Below are 15,495 nucleotides of genomic sequence, written 5' to 3'. Positions count from 1 at the left end.
CGCAGCATAGACCGAGGCCAGCGCCTGGTCGCCGTCCAATGCATTCGAGCGGGTTCCACATTGACGGTGGAGCCGCGGTCCAGGCCCCGCTATACCGAAACGGTTAAAGGCCAAAGGGTCGAAATGGCAAGGGAATGGGGTGCAAGGGGAAAGGCCCTACCTCGAAAAGGCCAAAAGGCCTCCCGGTCGGCCCGTCATTAGGACACCTCACATGCTCTCCCTGTTCCAGCGAAAACGGCCCCCGGTCGCTGCCGCACCGACGCCACCACCCGTCACCGACCTCCCGAAAGGGCTGCTGCGTCCTGAGTCGGCCGCATCGCTGCTGGCCACCCCACGCCGGCAGAAGCTGCTGGAGCACATCTGGCAGCGCACGTCGCTCTCACACCGGCAATTCGCCACCCTGTACCGCACGCCCCTGGAACGCTACGCCGAACTGGTCCAAGCCTTTCCGGCCTCCGAGGCGCATCACCATGCCTATCCGGGCGGCATGCTCGACCACGGCCTGGAGATCGTGGCCTACAGCCTGAAACTGCGGCAGTCCCATCTGCTGCCCATCGGTGCCAGTCCCGAAGACCAGGCGGCGCAGTCCGAAGCCTGGACCGCCGCCGTCGCCTATGCTGCGCTGCTCCACGATATTGGCAAGATCGCCGTCGATCTACACGTCGAACTGGCCGACGGCAGTACTTGGCATCCGTGGCATGGCCCGCTGCACCAGGCGTACCGATTTCGCTACCGTGACGACCGCGAATACCGCCTGCACAGCGCTGCAACAGGCTTGCTCTATCGCCAACTGCTCGACCGCCACGTCCTGGACTGGCTCAGCGACTATCCGGCTCTCTGGGCACCGCTGCTCTATGTGCTGGCCGGTCAGTACGAACATGCCGGTGTACTAGGGGAACTCGTCGTGCAAGCAGACCGGGCGTCGGTGGCCCAGGAGCTGGGCGGCGATCCGGCGCGCGCCATGGCCGCGCCCAAGCACGCACTGCAACGCAAGCTGCTGGACGGGTTGCGCTACCTGCTCAAGGAACAGTTGAAGCTGAACCAGCCGGAAGCCTCCGATGGCTGGCTCACCGAGGATGGTTTGTGGCTGGTGAGCAAGACGGTCTCGGACAAACTGCGCGCACACCTCCTGTCTCAGGGGATCGATGGCATTCCTGCGAACAACACCGCCGTGTTCAACGTACTGCAGGACCACGGCATGCTCCAGCCCACCTCGGACGGCAAAGCGGTCTGGCGCGCGACCGTCACCAGCACGACCGGCTGGTCCCATTCGTTCACCCTGTTGCGTCTCGCTCCCGCGCTGATCTGGGAGTCTGGCGAGCGACCAGCACCTTTCGCAGGCACGGTAGAGATCGACGCGACGCCCGCGGAAAACGACGCCAGCATGTCGGCTCCCGCGCCAACCGTCTCGGTGAACCCAGCGCAGGGAGGTCAAGAGCCTCCAATTTGGGAGGACGACAGCACCACCATCGTTTCACCGCCCGCGGCCCAGCCCGTGCCCGACGTCATGGAGGACTTGCTCGCGATGGTGGGCTTGGGTGAGTCGGCCGGCGTTGGTCAGGATGCCGAAGAGTTCCTCCACCCTCCCGCGCCAGCAACAGCCGCGACGTCCATTCCATCACCTGTACCCGCGCCTACGCCTGGGTCATCGGCAACGAAGCCATCCGCGGAACAGTTCATGGTTTGGCTGAAGCAGGGAATCACCTCACGACGGCTCATCATCAATGACGCGAAGGCGCTCGTGCATACGGTGAATGACACGGCCTACCTGGTCAGCCCGGGTGTGTTCCAACGCTATGCGCAGGAGCATCCCGAAGTGGCCGCGCTCGCCAAGCAGGAGAATCAACAGGATTGGCAGTGGGTGCAGAAGCGCTTCGAGAAGCTGCAGCTACATCGCAAGCACCCCAATGGCCTGAACATTTGGACCTGTGAGGTCACGGGCCCGAGGAAGTCCCGCCGACTGCATGGCTACCTCCTTGAAGATGGGTCCTTGGCATTCCCCGAAATACCGCCCAACAATCCCTATCTTGCTCTGACTCAGGAAGGATGACGCGATTCGGGCATTGATCGCCACCGTCGTTTGGCGACGATCAATACCCCGCGAAAGCTGGCAACATTTGGCGAACTGAGCTACTCGGCCCGCGCCAACTCCTGCGCAAGGAACGGAGCGGTTCGGCTGCCAGACGTTCGGGCCACCTGCTGAGGGGAGCCCGCCACCACGATGCTGCCGCCGGCAGCGCCTGCACCAGGCCCCACGTCGATCACCCAATCGGCCTGAGCCACCGCGCGCATATCGTGCTCGATCATCACCACGGTGTTGCCGGCATCGACCAGGCGCTGCAACTGCACCAGCAGCCGGTCGGCATCCGATGCATGCAGCCCGGTGGTTGGCTCGTCGAGCACGTACAGGCTTCGGCCGCGCTGGCTGCGCTGAAGCTCGGTCGCCAGCTTGATGCGCTGCGCCTCGCCACCGGAAAGTTCCGTGGCCGGTTGCCCCAGGCGCAGATAGCCCAATCCGATATCGCGCAGCAATTGCAGGGGCCGGGCCACGGCGTCTTCACCCGCAAAGAATTCGCTGGCTTCGTCCACGGTCATCTGCAGCACCTCGGCGATGTTGCGCCCGTTCCATCGCACCTTCAGCGTGGCCTCGTTGTAGCGTGCGCCATGGCACGTCGGACACGGGGCGTACACGCTGGGCATGAACAGCAACTCCACACTGACGAAGCCCTCGCCCTCGCAGGTCTCGCAACGCCCCTTAGCCACGTTGAACGAGAAGCGCCCGGCGTCATAGCGGCGGCGTCGCGCATCGGGCGTGGCGGCGAACAGCTTGCGCACGTGGTCGAACAGGCCGGTGTAGGTGGCCAGGTTGGACCGGGGCGTGCGCCCGATCGGCTTCTGGTCCACCTGCACCAGGCGCTGTATGGCGTCCACGTCGCCCGCCAGATGACCGCCAGTCGCTTCGATCACTGCCGGCCCTTCGCTGGTGGCGCTTTCGGCCGCGTCGTCCTCGGGCTCGTGGCCCAAGTGCAGTAGCACCAGCTCCGGCAGCGCCTGCGCGACGAGGCTGGACTTGCCCGAGCCGGAGATGCCGGTGACGGCCGTCAGCACGCCCAGCGGAATGCGTGCGTCCACGCCATGCAGGTTGTGACGATGAATGCCCTGAAGCTCCAGCCAGCCGGTCGCTTCGCGTGCCCGGCTTCCCGGCGCGGCGATTTCGTCGAACAGATAGCGGGCGGTGCGCGATTCGGCAATCTTGCGCAGGCCGTCCGGCTCGCCGCTGTAGAGCACGCGGCCGCCACGCTCCCCGGCATCCGGCCCCACATCCACCAGCCATTGCGCGCGGCGCATCAGGTCCAGGTCGTGCTCGACCACGAACACCGAGTTGCCGGCGTCACGCAGCCGGTCGAGCGCGTCGTACAGCGCCTGGCTGTCGGAGGGGTGCAACCCCGCCGAGGGCTCGTCGAGCACGTACACAACACCGAACAGCAGGGAACTCAATTGCGTGGCCAGCCGCAGGCGCTGCAACTCGCCGGCCGAAAGCGTCGGCGTGGCCCGGTCCAGCGTCAGGTAACCCAGGCCCAGCCCACGCAGTTGACGCAGGCGCGCCATCACACCGCCGGCCAGGCGCTGCGCGGCGAGGCGCTTTTCTTCCGACAGCGCGGAGGTGCGGCGCACGTCGGGCGATACCGCATGGACGGCACGGCCGGAGGCCGCGCGTTCGGCACGGTCGCGTCGGGTCGCTTCCTTGTCCGTAGCCTCCCCCGCTGCATGGGCGCGGAAATCGCCCTGGGCAATGGGTTCGAGCAAGGCAGCCAACTGGTCCAGCGGCATCTGCATGAACGCGCCGATGTCCACGCCGGCGAAAGTGACCGACAGCGCCTCGGGCTTGAGCCGCTTGCCGTGGCAGGTGGGGCACGGCTTGCCCTCCATGAACCGGGACACGCGCTTTCTCATCAGTGCGCTTTGGGTATTGGCAAAGGTGTGCAGCACATACCGCCGGGCGCCGGTGAAGGTGCCCATGTAGCTCGGCTCCATCTTGCGCTTGAGCGCGACGCGAGTTTCGGCGGGCGTGAAGCCGGCGTACACCGGCACTGTCGGTGTTTCCTCGGTGAACAGAATCCAGTCGCGATCCTTCTTCGGCAGGTCCTTCCACGGTCGGTCAACGTCGTAGCCCATGCTGACCAGGATGTCGCGCAGGTTCTGGCCTTGCCAGGCGGGGGGCCAGGAGGCGATCGCCCGCTCGCGGATGCTCAGGGAGGGATCGGGCACCATGATGGCCTCGGTCACCTCGTACACATGGCCCAGGCCGTGGCAGGTCGGGCACGCTCCCTGCGGCGTGTTGGGCGAAAAATCCTCGGCGTACAGCATCGGCTGGTTGGCTGGGTAGGCGCCGGCGCGCGAATACATCATCCGCACCAGGCTGGACAGGGTGGTCACACTGCCCACGGAGGAACGCGCGTTGCTGGAGCCCCGCTGCTGTTGCAACGCCACCGCCGGCGGCAGGCCGTCGATCGCATCGACGTCCGGCACGCCGGCCTGGTCGATCAGGCGCCGCGCATAGGGGGCCACCGACTCGAAGTAGCGCCGCTGCGCCTCGGCGTAGATGGTGCCGAAGGCCAGCGAGGACTTGCCGGAGCCGGAAACGCCGGAGAACACCACCAGCGCGTTACGCGGGATGGAAACGTCCACCTCTTTGAGGTTGTTCTCGCGCGCGCCGCGCACTTCCACCATGCCGCTGGCCGCAGCCGTACAAGAGGATTCACCGAAAGAATTGTTTGGCATGTTTTTATCCTGTAGTTCGTCCCGCTCAGGACGGGACTTCCTGAGTTCGGGGGCCGCGGCGACTGGCTTCGAGCGCCGCGGTGACAGTGCGGGCGTCGTAGCTGCCGCGCAGACGACGACCCTCGACGAAGAACGTCGGCGTGGCGTGCGCACCGCTGGCGACCGCACTGGCGAGGTCGCGCTCGACACGCTCGATCACCGCGGTGCTGTCGAGATCCGCGATGAACCGTTCGACGTCGAGCCCAAGCTCGGCGGCGTAGCCGATCAGATGCTCGCGCTCCAGCGCATGCTGACGGGTGAACACGAAGTCCAGCCACGGCCAGAACATCCCCTGGTTCGCCGCTGCCTCGGACGCCCGCGCGGCAATCGGCCCGTGCGGGTGGTGCGGCAGATGGCGCACCACATACCGCAGGTCGTCCCCGAAGTGGGCGCGCAGATCGTCCCACGAACCGGTGGCGTGCGCACAGTACGCGCACTCGAAGTCCACGTACTCGACGAGTGTGAGCTGGGCGTCCTCCGGCCCGCGGATGTGATCGATCTCCGGATCGACCGGTGGCTCAAGCACCATCGGCAGGTCAGCGGTCTTCTCACCCCACCGCTGGGCGGCGACCTTGAAGATCAGCCACCCGAGCAACGTGGCGAACACCATCGACACGAGCACGCCGACCGTCGCCTGGCGGCCCAGGTCGGAGGTCGTGCCGAACGCGAGCCCGATGATCAGCAGCGACACGGTGAACCCGATCCCGGACAGTGCCGCACCACCGAACACGCTCCCCACCCCGACGCCCTCGGGCAGCCGGCCCAGGCCGAGACGGACGGCGACGAGAGTGATGAGCCCGATGCCCAGGAGCTTGCCGAGCACGAGCCCTGCGATGACGCCCCACGTGACTGGCGAGCCGAAGGCCTCGGCGAGCAGCCCGCCACGCACGTCCACTCCGGCGTTCGCCAAGGCGAACACCGGCACGATCAGCAGCGCCGTCGGCAGCCGCAGGAACTCGTGCAATCGCTCGTTCACCGAGATACCCCGGGACAGCCCGCAGTCCACCGCGCGGGCCGATGCGGCACTCGGAGACTGCCAGAAGTCGCGGAACAGTTGTTTTGCCGCGACGACCTTGTGACGTTGCGTCGCGTAGGCGGGGATCAGCAGCCCCGCGGCCATCCCGGCGAGAGAGGCATGGATGCCGGAGTACACGGTTGCGAGCCACAGCACGATCACGATCAGCACATACGGCATTGCCCGCCACTGGCGGGTGCGCCCTAGCCACCACAACGCAACGAGACTGGCGAGGGCGATCAACAACGGGACGATCCGAATCTCCTCGCTATAGACGATGCCGATGATGGACACGGCGAGGAAGTCATCGACCACGGTCAGGGTGAGCAGGAACACGCGCAACTGACCGGATAGCCGCGGGCCGACGATCGCCAGGGTGCCCAGCATGAATGCCGTATCGGTGCCGACCACCGCCCCCCACCCGTGCAGGCCCTCACTTCCGGCCAGCCCCACGATCAGGACATACACCAGCGCGGGAAGCACGACACCTGCGACACCCGCGATCAGAGCGAGACGGGCACGGCTGCGGTCCCTGAGCGATCCGTGGGCAAACTCCTGACGCACCTCCAGGCCGATCAGGAAGAAGAAGACCACCATCAGGCCGTCGTTGACCCAGTGATGCAGATCCATGTGCAGGCCCAGCGGCCCGAAGTCAAACCCGACGTCCAGGTGCCACAACGCGAAATAGGCATCGGATAGCGGCGAGTTCGCCCACGCCAGCGCCACGACCGTGACGATCACCAGCAGCACCGCAGCACCAGACTCCGTGCGCAGATAGCGGGCAACGCGTCCCCGGCTGATATTCGCCGAGGATGCACCGAAAGAAGTGGCTGACATGTTCTTATCCTGTTCCTGTAGTTCGTGAAGTCGCGATGAGCCGGTTTCGGAGGCGACCGGTCAGGCGTCCGCCTCTGGCAGCGTCCCATCATCCAGCGAGCGCAGCCAAGTAAGCCTTTCTCCCAGCCTGCGCTCAACACCTCTGTCCGTTGGCTGATACCAGCCCGGCCGCGCCACGCCCTCGGGAAAGTAGCTTTGCCCAGCGGCATAGCCGTTGGGCTCGTCATGGGCGTAGCGGTAGCCTTCGTGATACCCCATCTGCTGCATCAGCTTCGTCGGCGCATTGCGAAGATGGAGAGGCACAGGCAGGGAGCCGCTGTTCTTGACGAAGGCCTTCGCCTTGTTCCAGGCGGCATAGGCAGCGTTCGACTTGGGGGCGGCAGCAAGGTAGGTCGCTGCGTGGGCAATCGGTATTTCGCCTTCGGGGGAACCCAGCCTCTCATAAGCCAGCGCGGCATTGAGCGCCAGTTGCAGCGCCTGCGGGTCGGCATTGCCGATGTCTTCGCTGGCCACTACCACCATGCGGCGGGTCACCTGGCTGACGTCGCCGCTACCGTCGAGGATGCGGGCCAGCCAATACAGGGCCGCATCAGGGTCGGAGCCCCGTAGCGACTTGTGGAAGGCTGAGAGCTGCCAGTAGAACTCGTCGCCGCCCTTGTCGAACCTGCGCAGCGATGGACTGGTGGACAGCCTGGCGAACTCGCCATCGACCACGGTCTTGCCAGCGCCCGACGCAGCATTCGTCACCTGCTCAAGCAGATTGAGGAAGCGCCTGCCATCGCCATCGGCAAAGCCCTTGAGCAGATCCAGCGCGTCCGCGTCCAACGTGACGCCCTGGAGATGCGGCAGTGCGCGTTCGTAGAGCTGGTTCAGTTCGTCGCCGGACAGCGGTTCGAGGGTATAGACCTGCGCGCGCGAGAGCAGAGCGGAATTGACCGCCAGCCCCGGATGCTCGGTCGTCCCCCCCACCAGGGTCAGGAGCCCCGACTCGACATGGGGCAGTAGGGCATCCTGCTGCGCCTTGTTGAAGCGGTGGATCTCATCGACGAAAAGCACCGTCGATCGACCATGGTTGTCCAGTTCTGCCTGGGCCTCGTCGATGGCTTGCCGGATGTCCTTCACCCCGGCAAGCACGGCCGAGATGGCGATGAATCGGCTGTCGGTCGCACTGGCGGCCAGGCGCCCCAAGGTGGTCTTGCCCACGCCTGGCGGCCCCCAGAGGATGAACGAGTGCAACTTGCCCGCCTCGAACGCGAGACGAAGCGGCTTGCCGGGGCCGAGCAAGTGCCGTTGCCCGACGAATTCATCCAGCGTCTTGGGCCGCAGGAGTTCGGCCAAGGGAGGCTTGGGCTTTGTCGTGAATAGATCGGTCAAGTTCCTCTCCCTGGCATTTCTAATAGTTGACGTTCCGATAAGGTGGGCACCTCAATCCAGAGAGCCGGATTTATCCAACGCCGTGGGCTCTTTGTCGCTAATCGCATGCATGATGATGCGAGAGCCGCGGTAGCCGATGCTATGGTTCCATACCCAGCTCAACGCGACGCTGAGACGATTTCGCGTACCGATCAGAAAGTAGATATGCGCGAGCTTCCAGATCCACCACGCAAAGGCTCCACGCAGCTTAACCCGCCCCATGTCAATTACGGCCAGGCTGCGGCCGATGGTGGCCAGGTTCCCCTGATGCCGGTATTTGAAAGGCCCGTCAGCGAGCTTGCCTTTCAAACGCCGTCCAATGAGGTTGGCGACGTACTTGCCTTGCTGTTTGGCGGCGGGGGCGATGCCCGGTACGGACTTCCCATCGGCCATGGTGCACGAGGCGGTATCGCCGATGGCGAAGACCTCCGGGCGGCCGGCCACCGTCAGGTCGGGACCAACGACCACTCGACCCGCACGATCAGACGCAGCACCCAGCCAGCGGGCCGCGGGAGACGCCTGGACCCCGGCGGCCCAGACGATGGTCTTGGCCGAAAGGGGCTTGCCGCCATACACCACGCCGTCGGCCGAGCATTCGGTGACCGGCGTACCCAGCACGACCTCGACCCCGAGCTTTTCGAGTGCTTGGCGCGTATAGGCCGACAGATCCTCTGGAAAGACGGACAACAGACGCGGGCCCGCCTCGATCAGTACAACCCGCGACGTGCTCGGGTCAATCGAGCGGAAGTCACGCGCCAGCGTGTCTCGCGCCAGCTCGGCGATGGTTCCGGCCAATTCAACCCCGGTGGGACCACCACCGATGATGACGAACGTCTGCAGCGCGGCACGCTGCTGAGGATCGCTCGTGCGCTCGGCCTCCTCGAAGGCCGCGAGAATTCGGCCTCGAATGGTCGTGGCATCTTCCAGCGTCTTCAACCCCGGCGCGAAAGCCCCCCATTCGTCGTGTCCGAAATAGGCATGGGTAGCACCTGTCGCGAGTACGAGCGTGTCGTAGGTTTGGCGCGAGCCATTGTTGAGAATGACCTGACGCGCGTCCTGGTCGATACCTTCCACTTCCGCCATCAAGGTGTTCACTTCCGGGCGATTGCGGAAGAGATAGCGAATAGGCCAGGCGATCTCGGATGTCGAAAGTGACGCCCCTGCAACCTGGTAAAGCAAGGGTTGGAACAGGTGATGATTGCGCCGATCGATGATCGTCACATCGACCTCGGCACCAGCAAGCTGGTTGGCAACCTCGATCCCGCCGAAGCCCGCTCCGATAATGACGACGTGATGTCGATTTTTGGAGGTCTTTGTCATGACCTGATCTCCTCTCTCTCAGCGTTTCAGCGCCGATGCGTGGTGTGCCATATGCTCGCCAATGAAACTGGCAATGAAGTAGTAGCTGTGGTCGTAGCCCGGGCGCAGATTCAACGTGAGCGGGTGTCCCGTCTCGTCGCAGGCTTTGCGCAGCAGATCGGGCTGAAGCTGACTCTCCAGGAACTCGTCGCCCAAGCCCTGATCCACCAGCAGCGGCAGACGCTCCTGCACGGTGCGAATCAGCTCCACGGTGTCGTACTGCTTCCACGCCTCCCGGTCGCTACCCAGATACGCCTCGAAGGCCTTGTGTCCCCAGGGAACCTGGGTGGGAGCGACGATGGGCGAGAAGGCCGAGACGCTGCGATAACGGCCCGGGTTTCGCAGGGCGATGACCAAAGCACCGTGTCCCCCCATGGAGTGGCCGCTGATGCTCCGCTCCGCTGTCACGGGAAAGTGGGCCTCGATCAGCGCCGGTAGTTCCTGCACGACGTAGTCATACATCCGATGATTCGCAGCCCAGGGTTCCTGTGTGGCGTTGACGTAGAAACCCGCCCCCTGTCCGAGGTCATAGGCGGGATCGTCGGCAACGCTTTCGCCGCGAGCGCTGCTATCGGGCGCGACGACGGCAATGCCATGTTCGGCTGCGTAGCGCTGGACGGCGGACTTGGTGATGAAGTTCTGCTCGGTGCAGGTGAGGCCTGAAAGCCAGTACAGCACCGGCACCTTGCCGTGCTGTGCCTGCGGAGGCAGATAGACGCCGACTTTCATCGTGCAACCGAGCGTCGTGGATTCATGCTGATAAACGTCCTGCCAACCATCAAAGCTGGCGTGATGTTCGATGCGTTCCATGGTGTTCTCCTATGTTCAAAGGAACGGCGCAGCTCTCGCGCGCCAGGACGGCAGCTCGTCAGGAAGATTTCTCTTCCGCTGCCGTGTCGCCGTGGGCGTGTCTGATCCTGCGCACGATCCACCAGATCGTCAGCATCACCGCAGGCACCAGAACCGCCATCACCGGCGCCACGCTGTCGTGAACCATCGGAATGCCCTTGAGCAAGTAGCCGAGAAGACTCACGACGTAATAAGAAATTGCCGCGACCGAGAGGCCTTCGACGGTTTGCTGAAGGCGCAATTGCATCTTGGCCCGGTTGTTCATCGAAGCCAGCAGATCGCGGTTCTGGCGTTCAAGCTCGACGTCGATCCAGGAACGCAGCAACGCGATGGCCCGGGTCAGCTTGTCGGAGAGCTTGGTCTGGCGCTCCTTTACGGATTGGCATGTCCGCATGGCGGGAGCGATGCGACGCTGCAGGAAATCCGCCCAGGTGCAGTACCCGGATACGGCCTCTTCCGCAAGCGCTGCCAGCCTTTCCTCGACGATCTCGTAGTAGGCACGGCTGGCGCCGAAGCGATAGAGATTCGCCGCAACGCCAGCTTCCAGCTCGGCAGCCAGGCCGGTCAATTCGGACAGCAGCACGTCGCTGTCGCGCCGTTCCACCAAGCTCGTACACATCTCGTCGGTGATCGCCGCAAGGCGCGACTCCATGCGTCGCAGTTCCGACGTCATCGATCGTGTCAACGGCAGGGACAGCAACGCCAAGGTGCGGTAAGTCTCGATCTCCAGCAGACGTTGAGCCAGCGCACCCGCCCGCGCCGGGGTCAAATCGCGGGCCAGGACGAGGATCTGCGTCAGGCCATCCGCATCCTGTCGGAAATCGGTCAGGATGGCGGCAGAGCCGTTCTCCACCAGCGAGTAGCACAGGCTGGCAGGATCGAAGCGATCGACCTCCTTCTCCGTTTCCGGCGTCCACGGAAGAAGTCTCAAACGGATGCCGGATACGACCGGGCCGGGAGGAACAAATCCATGCTTGAACGGATTTTCGCCGCACGGCTCTCCCGTCTCGGAATCTAGGGAAGCGCACCAGAGATACGTCGAGAACTCGGTGTGCTTTTCGCAGTGCAGGTCTCCTTCATCCCATGTCACACCGTGGAGCGGCGTAGCATGGTCGGGCTCGGCAACGCCGAAGCGATGAGACAACTCGCTCATCGCCATCTGATCCCTGGCCTGGTCGCCTTCGGTCATGAAAGCGAGCTGCAATATGCCGCGAGGGGCCTGAATCAAGAGATGCGGGCGCGCATGCACTTCCCCCACGGCGGCAGCACGATCGGTGTAGGCCGGCATGCCGTACACGGTGGCGGTCGGGGCAGGTTGTACGGTCGTCGTATTGATGTTGGCCGGCTCTTTCATAACGACCTCATTTCTTCTTGGTTGAAAAACACGCTTCAAAGCAAATGCCCGCAGCCATGCGTTTCGCACATGGCTGCGGGCCGATCTTCATGAGTAGGCACCGCTCTACACGGTCCGTCTAATAGGCTCGCCGTGTAGAGGCTTGTGCTGACCCTTTCAGAACGCCCTCAGCTTCCTAGCTTTCAGACGAAGGTGTACGAGCAGACCTTGTTGCCCGCCGGATCACGCAGGTAGGCCGCATAGGCACCCGGCAGGTGACCACGTGCGCCAGGCTGGCCCTCGTCGGTGCCGCCTGCGGCAAGGCCGGCGGCGTGGAAGGCATCCACTTCGGCGGGAGTGGCGGCAGCAAAGCCGATCGTCACGCCGTTGCTGGAAGGCGCTTCACCATTGCCCGGACGGGCGATGATGAAAGCCGGCTTTTCGCGACCGAAAAGCACCCATCCGTTGCCGAAAGGACCGAGGTTCTTGATGCCGAGAGCACCCAGAGCGGCGTCATAGAACGCGGCCGACTTCTGGACGTCGGCGGCGCCGATGAAGACGTGCGAGAAGATGCCGTCGCCGGAAATGACAGGATTGGACATGGTTAATTTCCTTGGTGGTTGGTTTTGAATGGAGAGTGGGCGATCAGTAGTGGATCACCGTGCGAATCGACTTGCCTTCATGCATCAGGTCGAAGGCGTGGTTGATCTCGTCGAGACCCATGGTGTGGGTGACGAACGGGGCGAGATCGATCTCGCCTTTCATTGCGTCTTCCACCATGCCCGGAAGTTGGGTACGCCCCTTGACCCCGCCGAAAGCAGAGCCCTTCCAGGTCCGGCCGGTGACCAACTGGAACGGACGGGTCGAGATTTCCTTGCCGGCACCGGCGACGCCGATGACGATCGACTGGCCCCAGCCACGGTGGGCAGCTTCCAGAGCCGAACGCATGACGTTGACGTTGCCGATGCACTCGAAGGTGTGATCGACACCCCAGCCGGTCATCTCGATCAGAACCTCGTGAATCGGCTTGTCGAAGTCCTTCGGGTTGAGGCATTCGGTCGCGCCGAAGGTACGAGCCAGCTCGAACTTCGCCGGATTGGTATCGATGGCGATGATGCGGCCCGCTTTGGCCTGGCGCGCACCCTGAATCGCAGCGAGACCGATGCCGCCGAGGCCGAAGATGGCCACCGAGTCGCCGGGCTGTACCTTGGCCGTGTTGTGCACGGCGCCGATGCCGGTGGTCACACCGCAGCCCAGCAGGCAGACGTGCTCGGGATTGGCGTCCGGGTTGATCTTGGCCAGCGAGACTTCGGCGACGACCGTGTATTCGCTGAAGGTCGAGCAACCCATGTAGTGGTAAAGCGGCTGACCGTTGTACGAGAAGCGAGTCGTACCATCGGGCATCAGCCCCTTACCCTGGGTTGCGCGAACCGCGACACACAGGTTGGTCTTGCCGGACTTGCAGAACAGGCACTCGCCGCACTCGGCGGTGTAGAGCGGAATGACGTGATCGCCAGGCTTCACGCTGGTCACACCTTCACCCACCTCCACGACGATACCCGCACCTTCATGACCCAGCACGACCGGGAAGAGACCTTCCGGATCGTCGCCCGACAGGGTGAAGGCGTCGGTATGGCAAACGCCGGTGTTCGTGATCTTGATGAGCACCTCGCCCTTGCGCGGCGGCTCGACGTCGATCTCGACGATTTCCAGCGGCTTTCCTGGCCCGAAGGCAACTGCTGCACGTGATTTCATGATGTCGCTTCCTTTACTAGCTAACTAAATTTGCCCTCACCGAGGGCACCCTGGTGCCTCTACCGCAGATAGGAGCGGACGATAGAGATGGTCTCGTCAATGGACTTGTTCTGCGAATCGCTCCTGATGTCACTACGGGGAAACTCTTCCCGCAGATAGCTCTCCAGAACGGTCGCCATCAATCCGTTGACTGCCCCACGAACGGCCGCAAGCTGCTGAAGAATTGCAGGGCATTCCGCACCTGCATCGAGCGCTTGCTCAAGAGTCGCGACCTGACCTTTGATGCGCCGGATGCGCGTCAGGGCTTGCTTCTTTTCTTCCGGGCTATGTGGCATCGAACACCTCTCAACTTGGGTACACCGCCGCATTATACAATACTCCCCCATAGTATATGCGGCCGAACTTCGCCACAAATTCTGTGCTCTTCGAGCACTCTTACAGGCTAGTACAGGTTTGTTCCCAAGAAGCGCAAAATATTCAAATCAATGAATATTTCTTGCATGTACCGACAGCATCGGGGCAAGTTCAAAACTGGTCAAACTGGAAAAATCTATGCGCAGATAGACATGATCTATCTAAGCCGACTCATCGAGCTGAAGCTATCAAGATGAGACCGGCTAGGCGACCTGACGACCCGAGTACCGAGCCTTCCGCAGTGCAGGCAACATCTGGCCGTCCCAGTCGCGATCGACGGCAACCTGGGCCTGTTCCTGGTTTCGTTCGAGCGCATCGACGTCAAGATCTGCGATTGCCCATGCCTGCGTGCCGCACGTCGTCGCGAGAATGCCGTCCTCAGGGAATCCGCGATCCATGGGTGCATAGATCGTGGCCTCGCCAGTATTCGTGTCCAGCGCCGGACTCCAGTCAGCAGCTCCGGTCGTCACGGCCTGCGCGATGAACATTCGGTTCTCCAGTGCCCGCGCCATGCAGCCCACACGGACCCGGGTTGCACCTGCTTGGGTGTCGGTACAGCTCGGAACCAGCAGCAGGCGCACTCCCGCCTCTCGCTGGGCTCGCACGGGCAATGGAAACTCACTGTCATAGCAAACAGCGATGCCGGCACGCACGCCTTTCAAATCGAACACCTTGAGTTCGTCGCCACCCTCGATGACGCCGGCGTCTTTCTCGAACCCCGTCAACTGCAATTTGTCTTGGTAGTCGCGTGTGCCGTCAGGCGCAAACCACCAAGCCCGGTTGCGGTAGCGGTCCAATCCAACCTGGGTCAAAAACGTACCGGCCTGAATGGTCATGCACAACTCGCGCGACAGGTCGGCATACAGTGCCAGCCACGCAGGCTGCAAGGCCTGCAGCGCGGCCAGAGAGGCGTTGAAATCATGGCGGATGCCAGGCTCGAACGTTGCAGCCAGTTCGAGGGATAGATACTCGGGCAACACGGCCAGTTCCGCCCCGCCACGGCGCGCCTCCTCCAGAGCCAGCCGCTGCCGCGCAGCAAATGCCTCGAAGTCCGCGGGCTGACCCACTGAGTATTTCGCAACTGCTACTTTCATTTCGCGTTCTCCAGGGAGTGCAGCCACATCGTGAGCGTCTGCTCGGTTTCGCTCGGCTCACCCACCTGCTTCCAGGGCAGCGTAACCTTCATGTCCGACTGCCGCACGTAGCCGCGACGGGTCCAGAAGGGGTCATTACTGCGGTAGTTGGAAGGACGCCGGAGATCGTCGTCTGCACGATCCACCGACGCGAACGATGCCCACTGCATGCCGCCCAACGAACGGGCATGCGCTTCGCGCTCGTCAAAGAAGCGATGGCCCAGGCCAAGGCCCCGGAAGGCCGGGAGCAGGACTGATTCGCCACAGTAAAACACTGCCTCCACCGGGATTCCTCGATCGGCGAACGGCACATGGAAGGCCGGCTCCGCATCGCCGAGCGGCAACCCCGTGGACGCACCCACGACCACATCATCAGCGAGCGCGAGTACCAGCAGGCTGTCTGCCGAACGGGCGTACATGGCGAGGTAGTGCTTCTCGTATTCGGTGTCGCCCTCGTATAGGTAAGGAAAGCTGCGGAAGACGCTCGCCCGCAGGCCTGCCACGGCATCGAACCATTCGGCAATGTCCGCGCCACGACGAACCAGCACCTGCACGTCGCTGGTCAT

General features: G+C 63.5%; 12 protein-coding genes. 1 reads left to right on the top strand and 11 read right to left on the bottom strand.

Annotated elements, in window-relative coordinates:
• The first annotated feature begins 211 nt into the window (after positions 1-211).
• Positions 212-2,050: a MobH family relaxase gene (gene mobH, locus AAEZ08_RS01655; protein ID WP_023093421.1), complete on the top strand. Its 1,839-nt coding sequence runs from the start codon at positions 212-214 to the stop codon at positions 2,048-2,050.
• An 80-nt stretch (positions 2,051-2,130) separates the two neighbouring features.
• Here mobH and AAEZ08_RS01650 read toward each other — a convergent pair whose 3' ends face one another.
• The 11 genes from AAEZ08_RS01650 to AAEZ08_RS01600 form a co-directional block, all read right to left on the bottom strand.
• Positions 2,131-4,782: an excinuclease ABC subunit UvrA gene (locus AAEZ08_RS01650; RefSeq protein ID WP_023093420.1), complete on the bottom strand. Its 2,652-nt coding sequence runs from the start codon at positions 4,780-4,782 to the stop codon at positions 2,131-2,133.
• A gap of 25 nt (positions 4,783-4,807) precedes the next feature.
• A complete protein-coding gene (nhaA, locus tag AAEZ08_RS01645; RefSeq protein ID WP_023093419.1) occupies positions 4,808-6,673 on the bottom strand; it encodes a Na+/H+ antiporter NhaA in 1,866 nt (621 codons plus the stop codon).
• 60 nt (positions 6,674-6,733) lie between these two features.
• Positions 6,734-8,047, bottom strand: a complete 1,314-nt coding sequence (locus tag AAEZ08_RS01640; protein ID WP_023093418.1) for a replication-associated recombination protein A — start codon at positions 8,045-8,047, stop codon at positions 6,734-6,736.
• A 51-nt stretch (positions 8,048-8,098) separates the two neighbouring features.
• Positions 8,099-9,406, bottom strand: coding sequence for an NAD(P)/FAD-dependent oxidoreductase (locus tag AAEZ08_RS01635; RefSeq protein ID WP_023093417.1), 1,308 nt, complete (start codon positions 9,404-9,406; stop codon positions 8,099-8,101).
• Between the two features lie 18 nt (positions 9,407-9,424).
• Entirely contained in the window at positions 9,425-10,255 is an 831-nt protein-coding gene (gene fghA, locus AAEZ08_RS01630) for an S-formylglutathione hydrolase (protein ID WP_023093416.1), read from the bottom strand.
• A gap of 58 nt (positions 10,256-10,313) precedes the next feature.
• The gene (locus AAEZ08_RS01625) at positions 10,314-11,648 is read right to left on the bottom strand and encodes a DUF3422 family protein (RefSeq protein WP_023093415.1); all 1,335 of its coding nucleotides are present in this window, start codon (positions 11,646-11,648) and stop codon (positions 10,314-10,316) included.
• Positions 11,649-11,830: 182 nt separating this feature from the next.
• Positions 11,831-12,229, bottom strand: coding sequence for a VOC family protein (locus tag AAEZ08_RS01620; protein ID WP_023093414.1), 399 nt, complete (start codon positions 12,227-12,229; stop codon positions 11,831-11,833).
• Between the two features lie 43 nt (positions 12,230-12,272).
• On the bottom strand, positions 12,273-13,382 hold the full coding sequence (locus tag AAEZ08_RS01615; RefSeq protein ID WP_011871467.1) for an S-(hydroxymethyl)glutathione dehydrogenase/class III alcohol dehydrogenase: 1,110 nt from the start codon (positions 13,380-13,382) through the stop codon (positions 12,273-12,275).
• A gap of 59 nt (positions 13,383-13,441) precedes the next feature.
• Positions 13,442-13,717, bottom strand: coding sequence for a formaldehyde-responsive transcriptional repressor FrmR (gene frmR, locus AAEZ08_RS01610; protein WP_023093413.1), 276 nt, complete (start codon positions 13,715-13,717; stop codon positions 13,442-13,444).
• Positions 13,718-13,999: 282 nt separating this feature from the next.
• Positions 14,000-14,890 carry a carbon-nitrogen hydrolase family protein gene (locus AAEZ08_RS01605; RefSeq protein ID WP_023093412.1) on the bottom strand — a complete coding sequence of 297 codons (891 nt, stop codon included), beginning with the start codon at positions 14,888-14,890 and terminating at the stop codon, positions 14,000-14,002.
• Positions 14,887-15,495, bottom strand: a complete 609-nt coding sequence (locus AAEZ08_RS01600; RefSeq protein ID WP_023093411.1) for a GNAT family N-acetyltransferase — start codon at positions 15,493-15,495, stop codon at positions 14,887-14,889. The genes AAEZ08_RS01605 and AAEZ08_RS01600 overlap by 4 nt, the downstream gene beginning before the upstream one ends.

This window comes from Pseudomonas sp. E45-MNA-CIBAN-0222, assembly GCF_040310405.1.
GTDB classification, from domain to species: Bacteria; Pseudomonadota; Gammaproteobacteria; order Pseudomonadales; family Pseudomonadaceae; genus Stutzerimonas; species Stutzerimonas stutzeri_AC.
This window is presented reverse-complemented; position numbering and strand designations above follow the sequence as displayed.

Coding starts and splice junctions, on each gene's coding strand:
- mobH (WP_023093421.1), top strand. CDS start 212: ATGCTCTCCCTGTTCCAGCGAAAACGGCCCCCGGTCGCTGCCGCACCG.
- AAEZ08_RS01650 (WP_023093420.1), bottom strand. CDS start 4,782: ATGCCAAACAATTCTTTCGGTGAATCCTCTTGTACGGCTGCGGCCAGC.
- nhaA (WP_023093419.1), bottom strand. CDS start 6,673: ATGTCAGCCACTTCTTTCGGTGCATCCTCGGCGAATATCAGCCGGGGA.
- AAEZ08_RS01635 (WP_023093417.1), bottom strand. CDS start 9,406: ATGACAAAGACCTCCAAAAATCGACATCACGTCGTCATTATCGGAGCG.
- fghA (WP_023093416.1), bottom strand. CDS start 10,255: ATGGAACGCATCGAACATCACGCCAGCTTTGATGGTTGGCAGGACGTT.
- AAEZ08_RS01625 (WP_023093415.1), bottom strand. CDS start 11,648: ATGAAAGAGCCGGCCAACATCAATACGACGACCGTACAACCTGCCCCG.
- AAEZ08_RS01620 (WP_023093414.1), bottom strand. CDS start 12,229: ATGTCCAATCCTGTCATTTCCGGCGACGGCATCTTCTCGCACGTCTTC.
- AAEZ08_RS01615 (WP_011871467.1), bottom strand. CDS start 13,382: ATGAAATCACGTGCAGCAGTTGCCTTCGGGCCAGGAAAGCCGCTGGAA.
- frmR (WP_023093413.1), bottom strand. CDS start 13,717: ATGCCACATAGCCCGGAAGAAAAGAAGCAAGCCCTGACGCGCATCCGG.
- AAEZ08_RS01605 (WP_023093412.1), bottom strand. CDS start 14,890: ATGAAAGTAGCAGTTGCGAAATACTCAGTGGGTCAGCCCGCGGACTTC.
- AAEZ08_RS01600 (WP_023093411.1), bottom strand. CDS start 15,495: ATGACCAGCGACGTGCAGGTGCTGGTTCGTCGTGGCGCGGACATTGCC.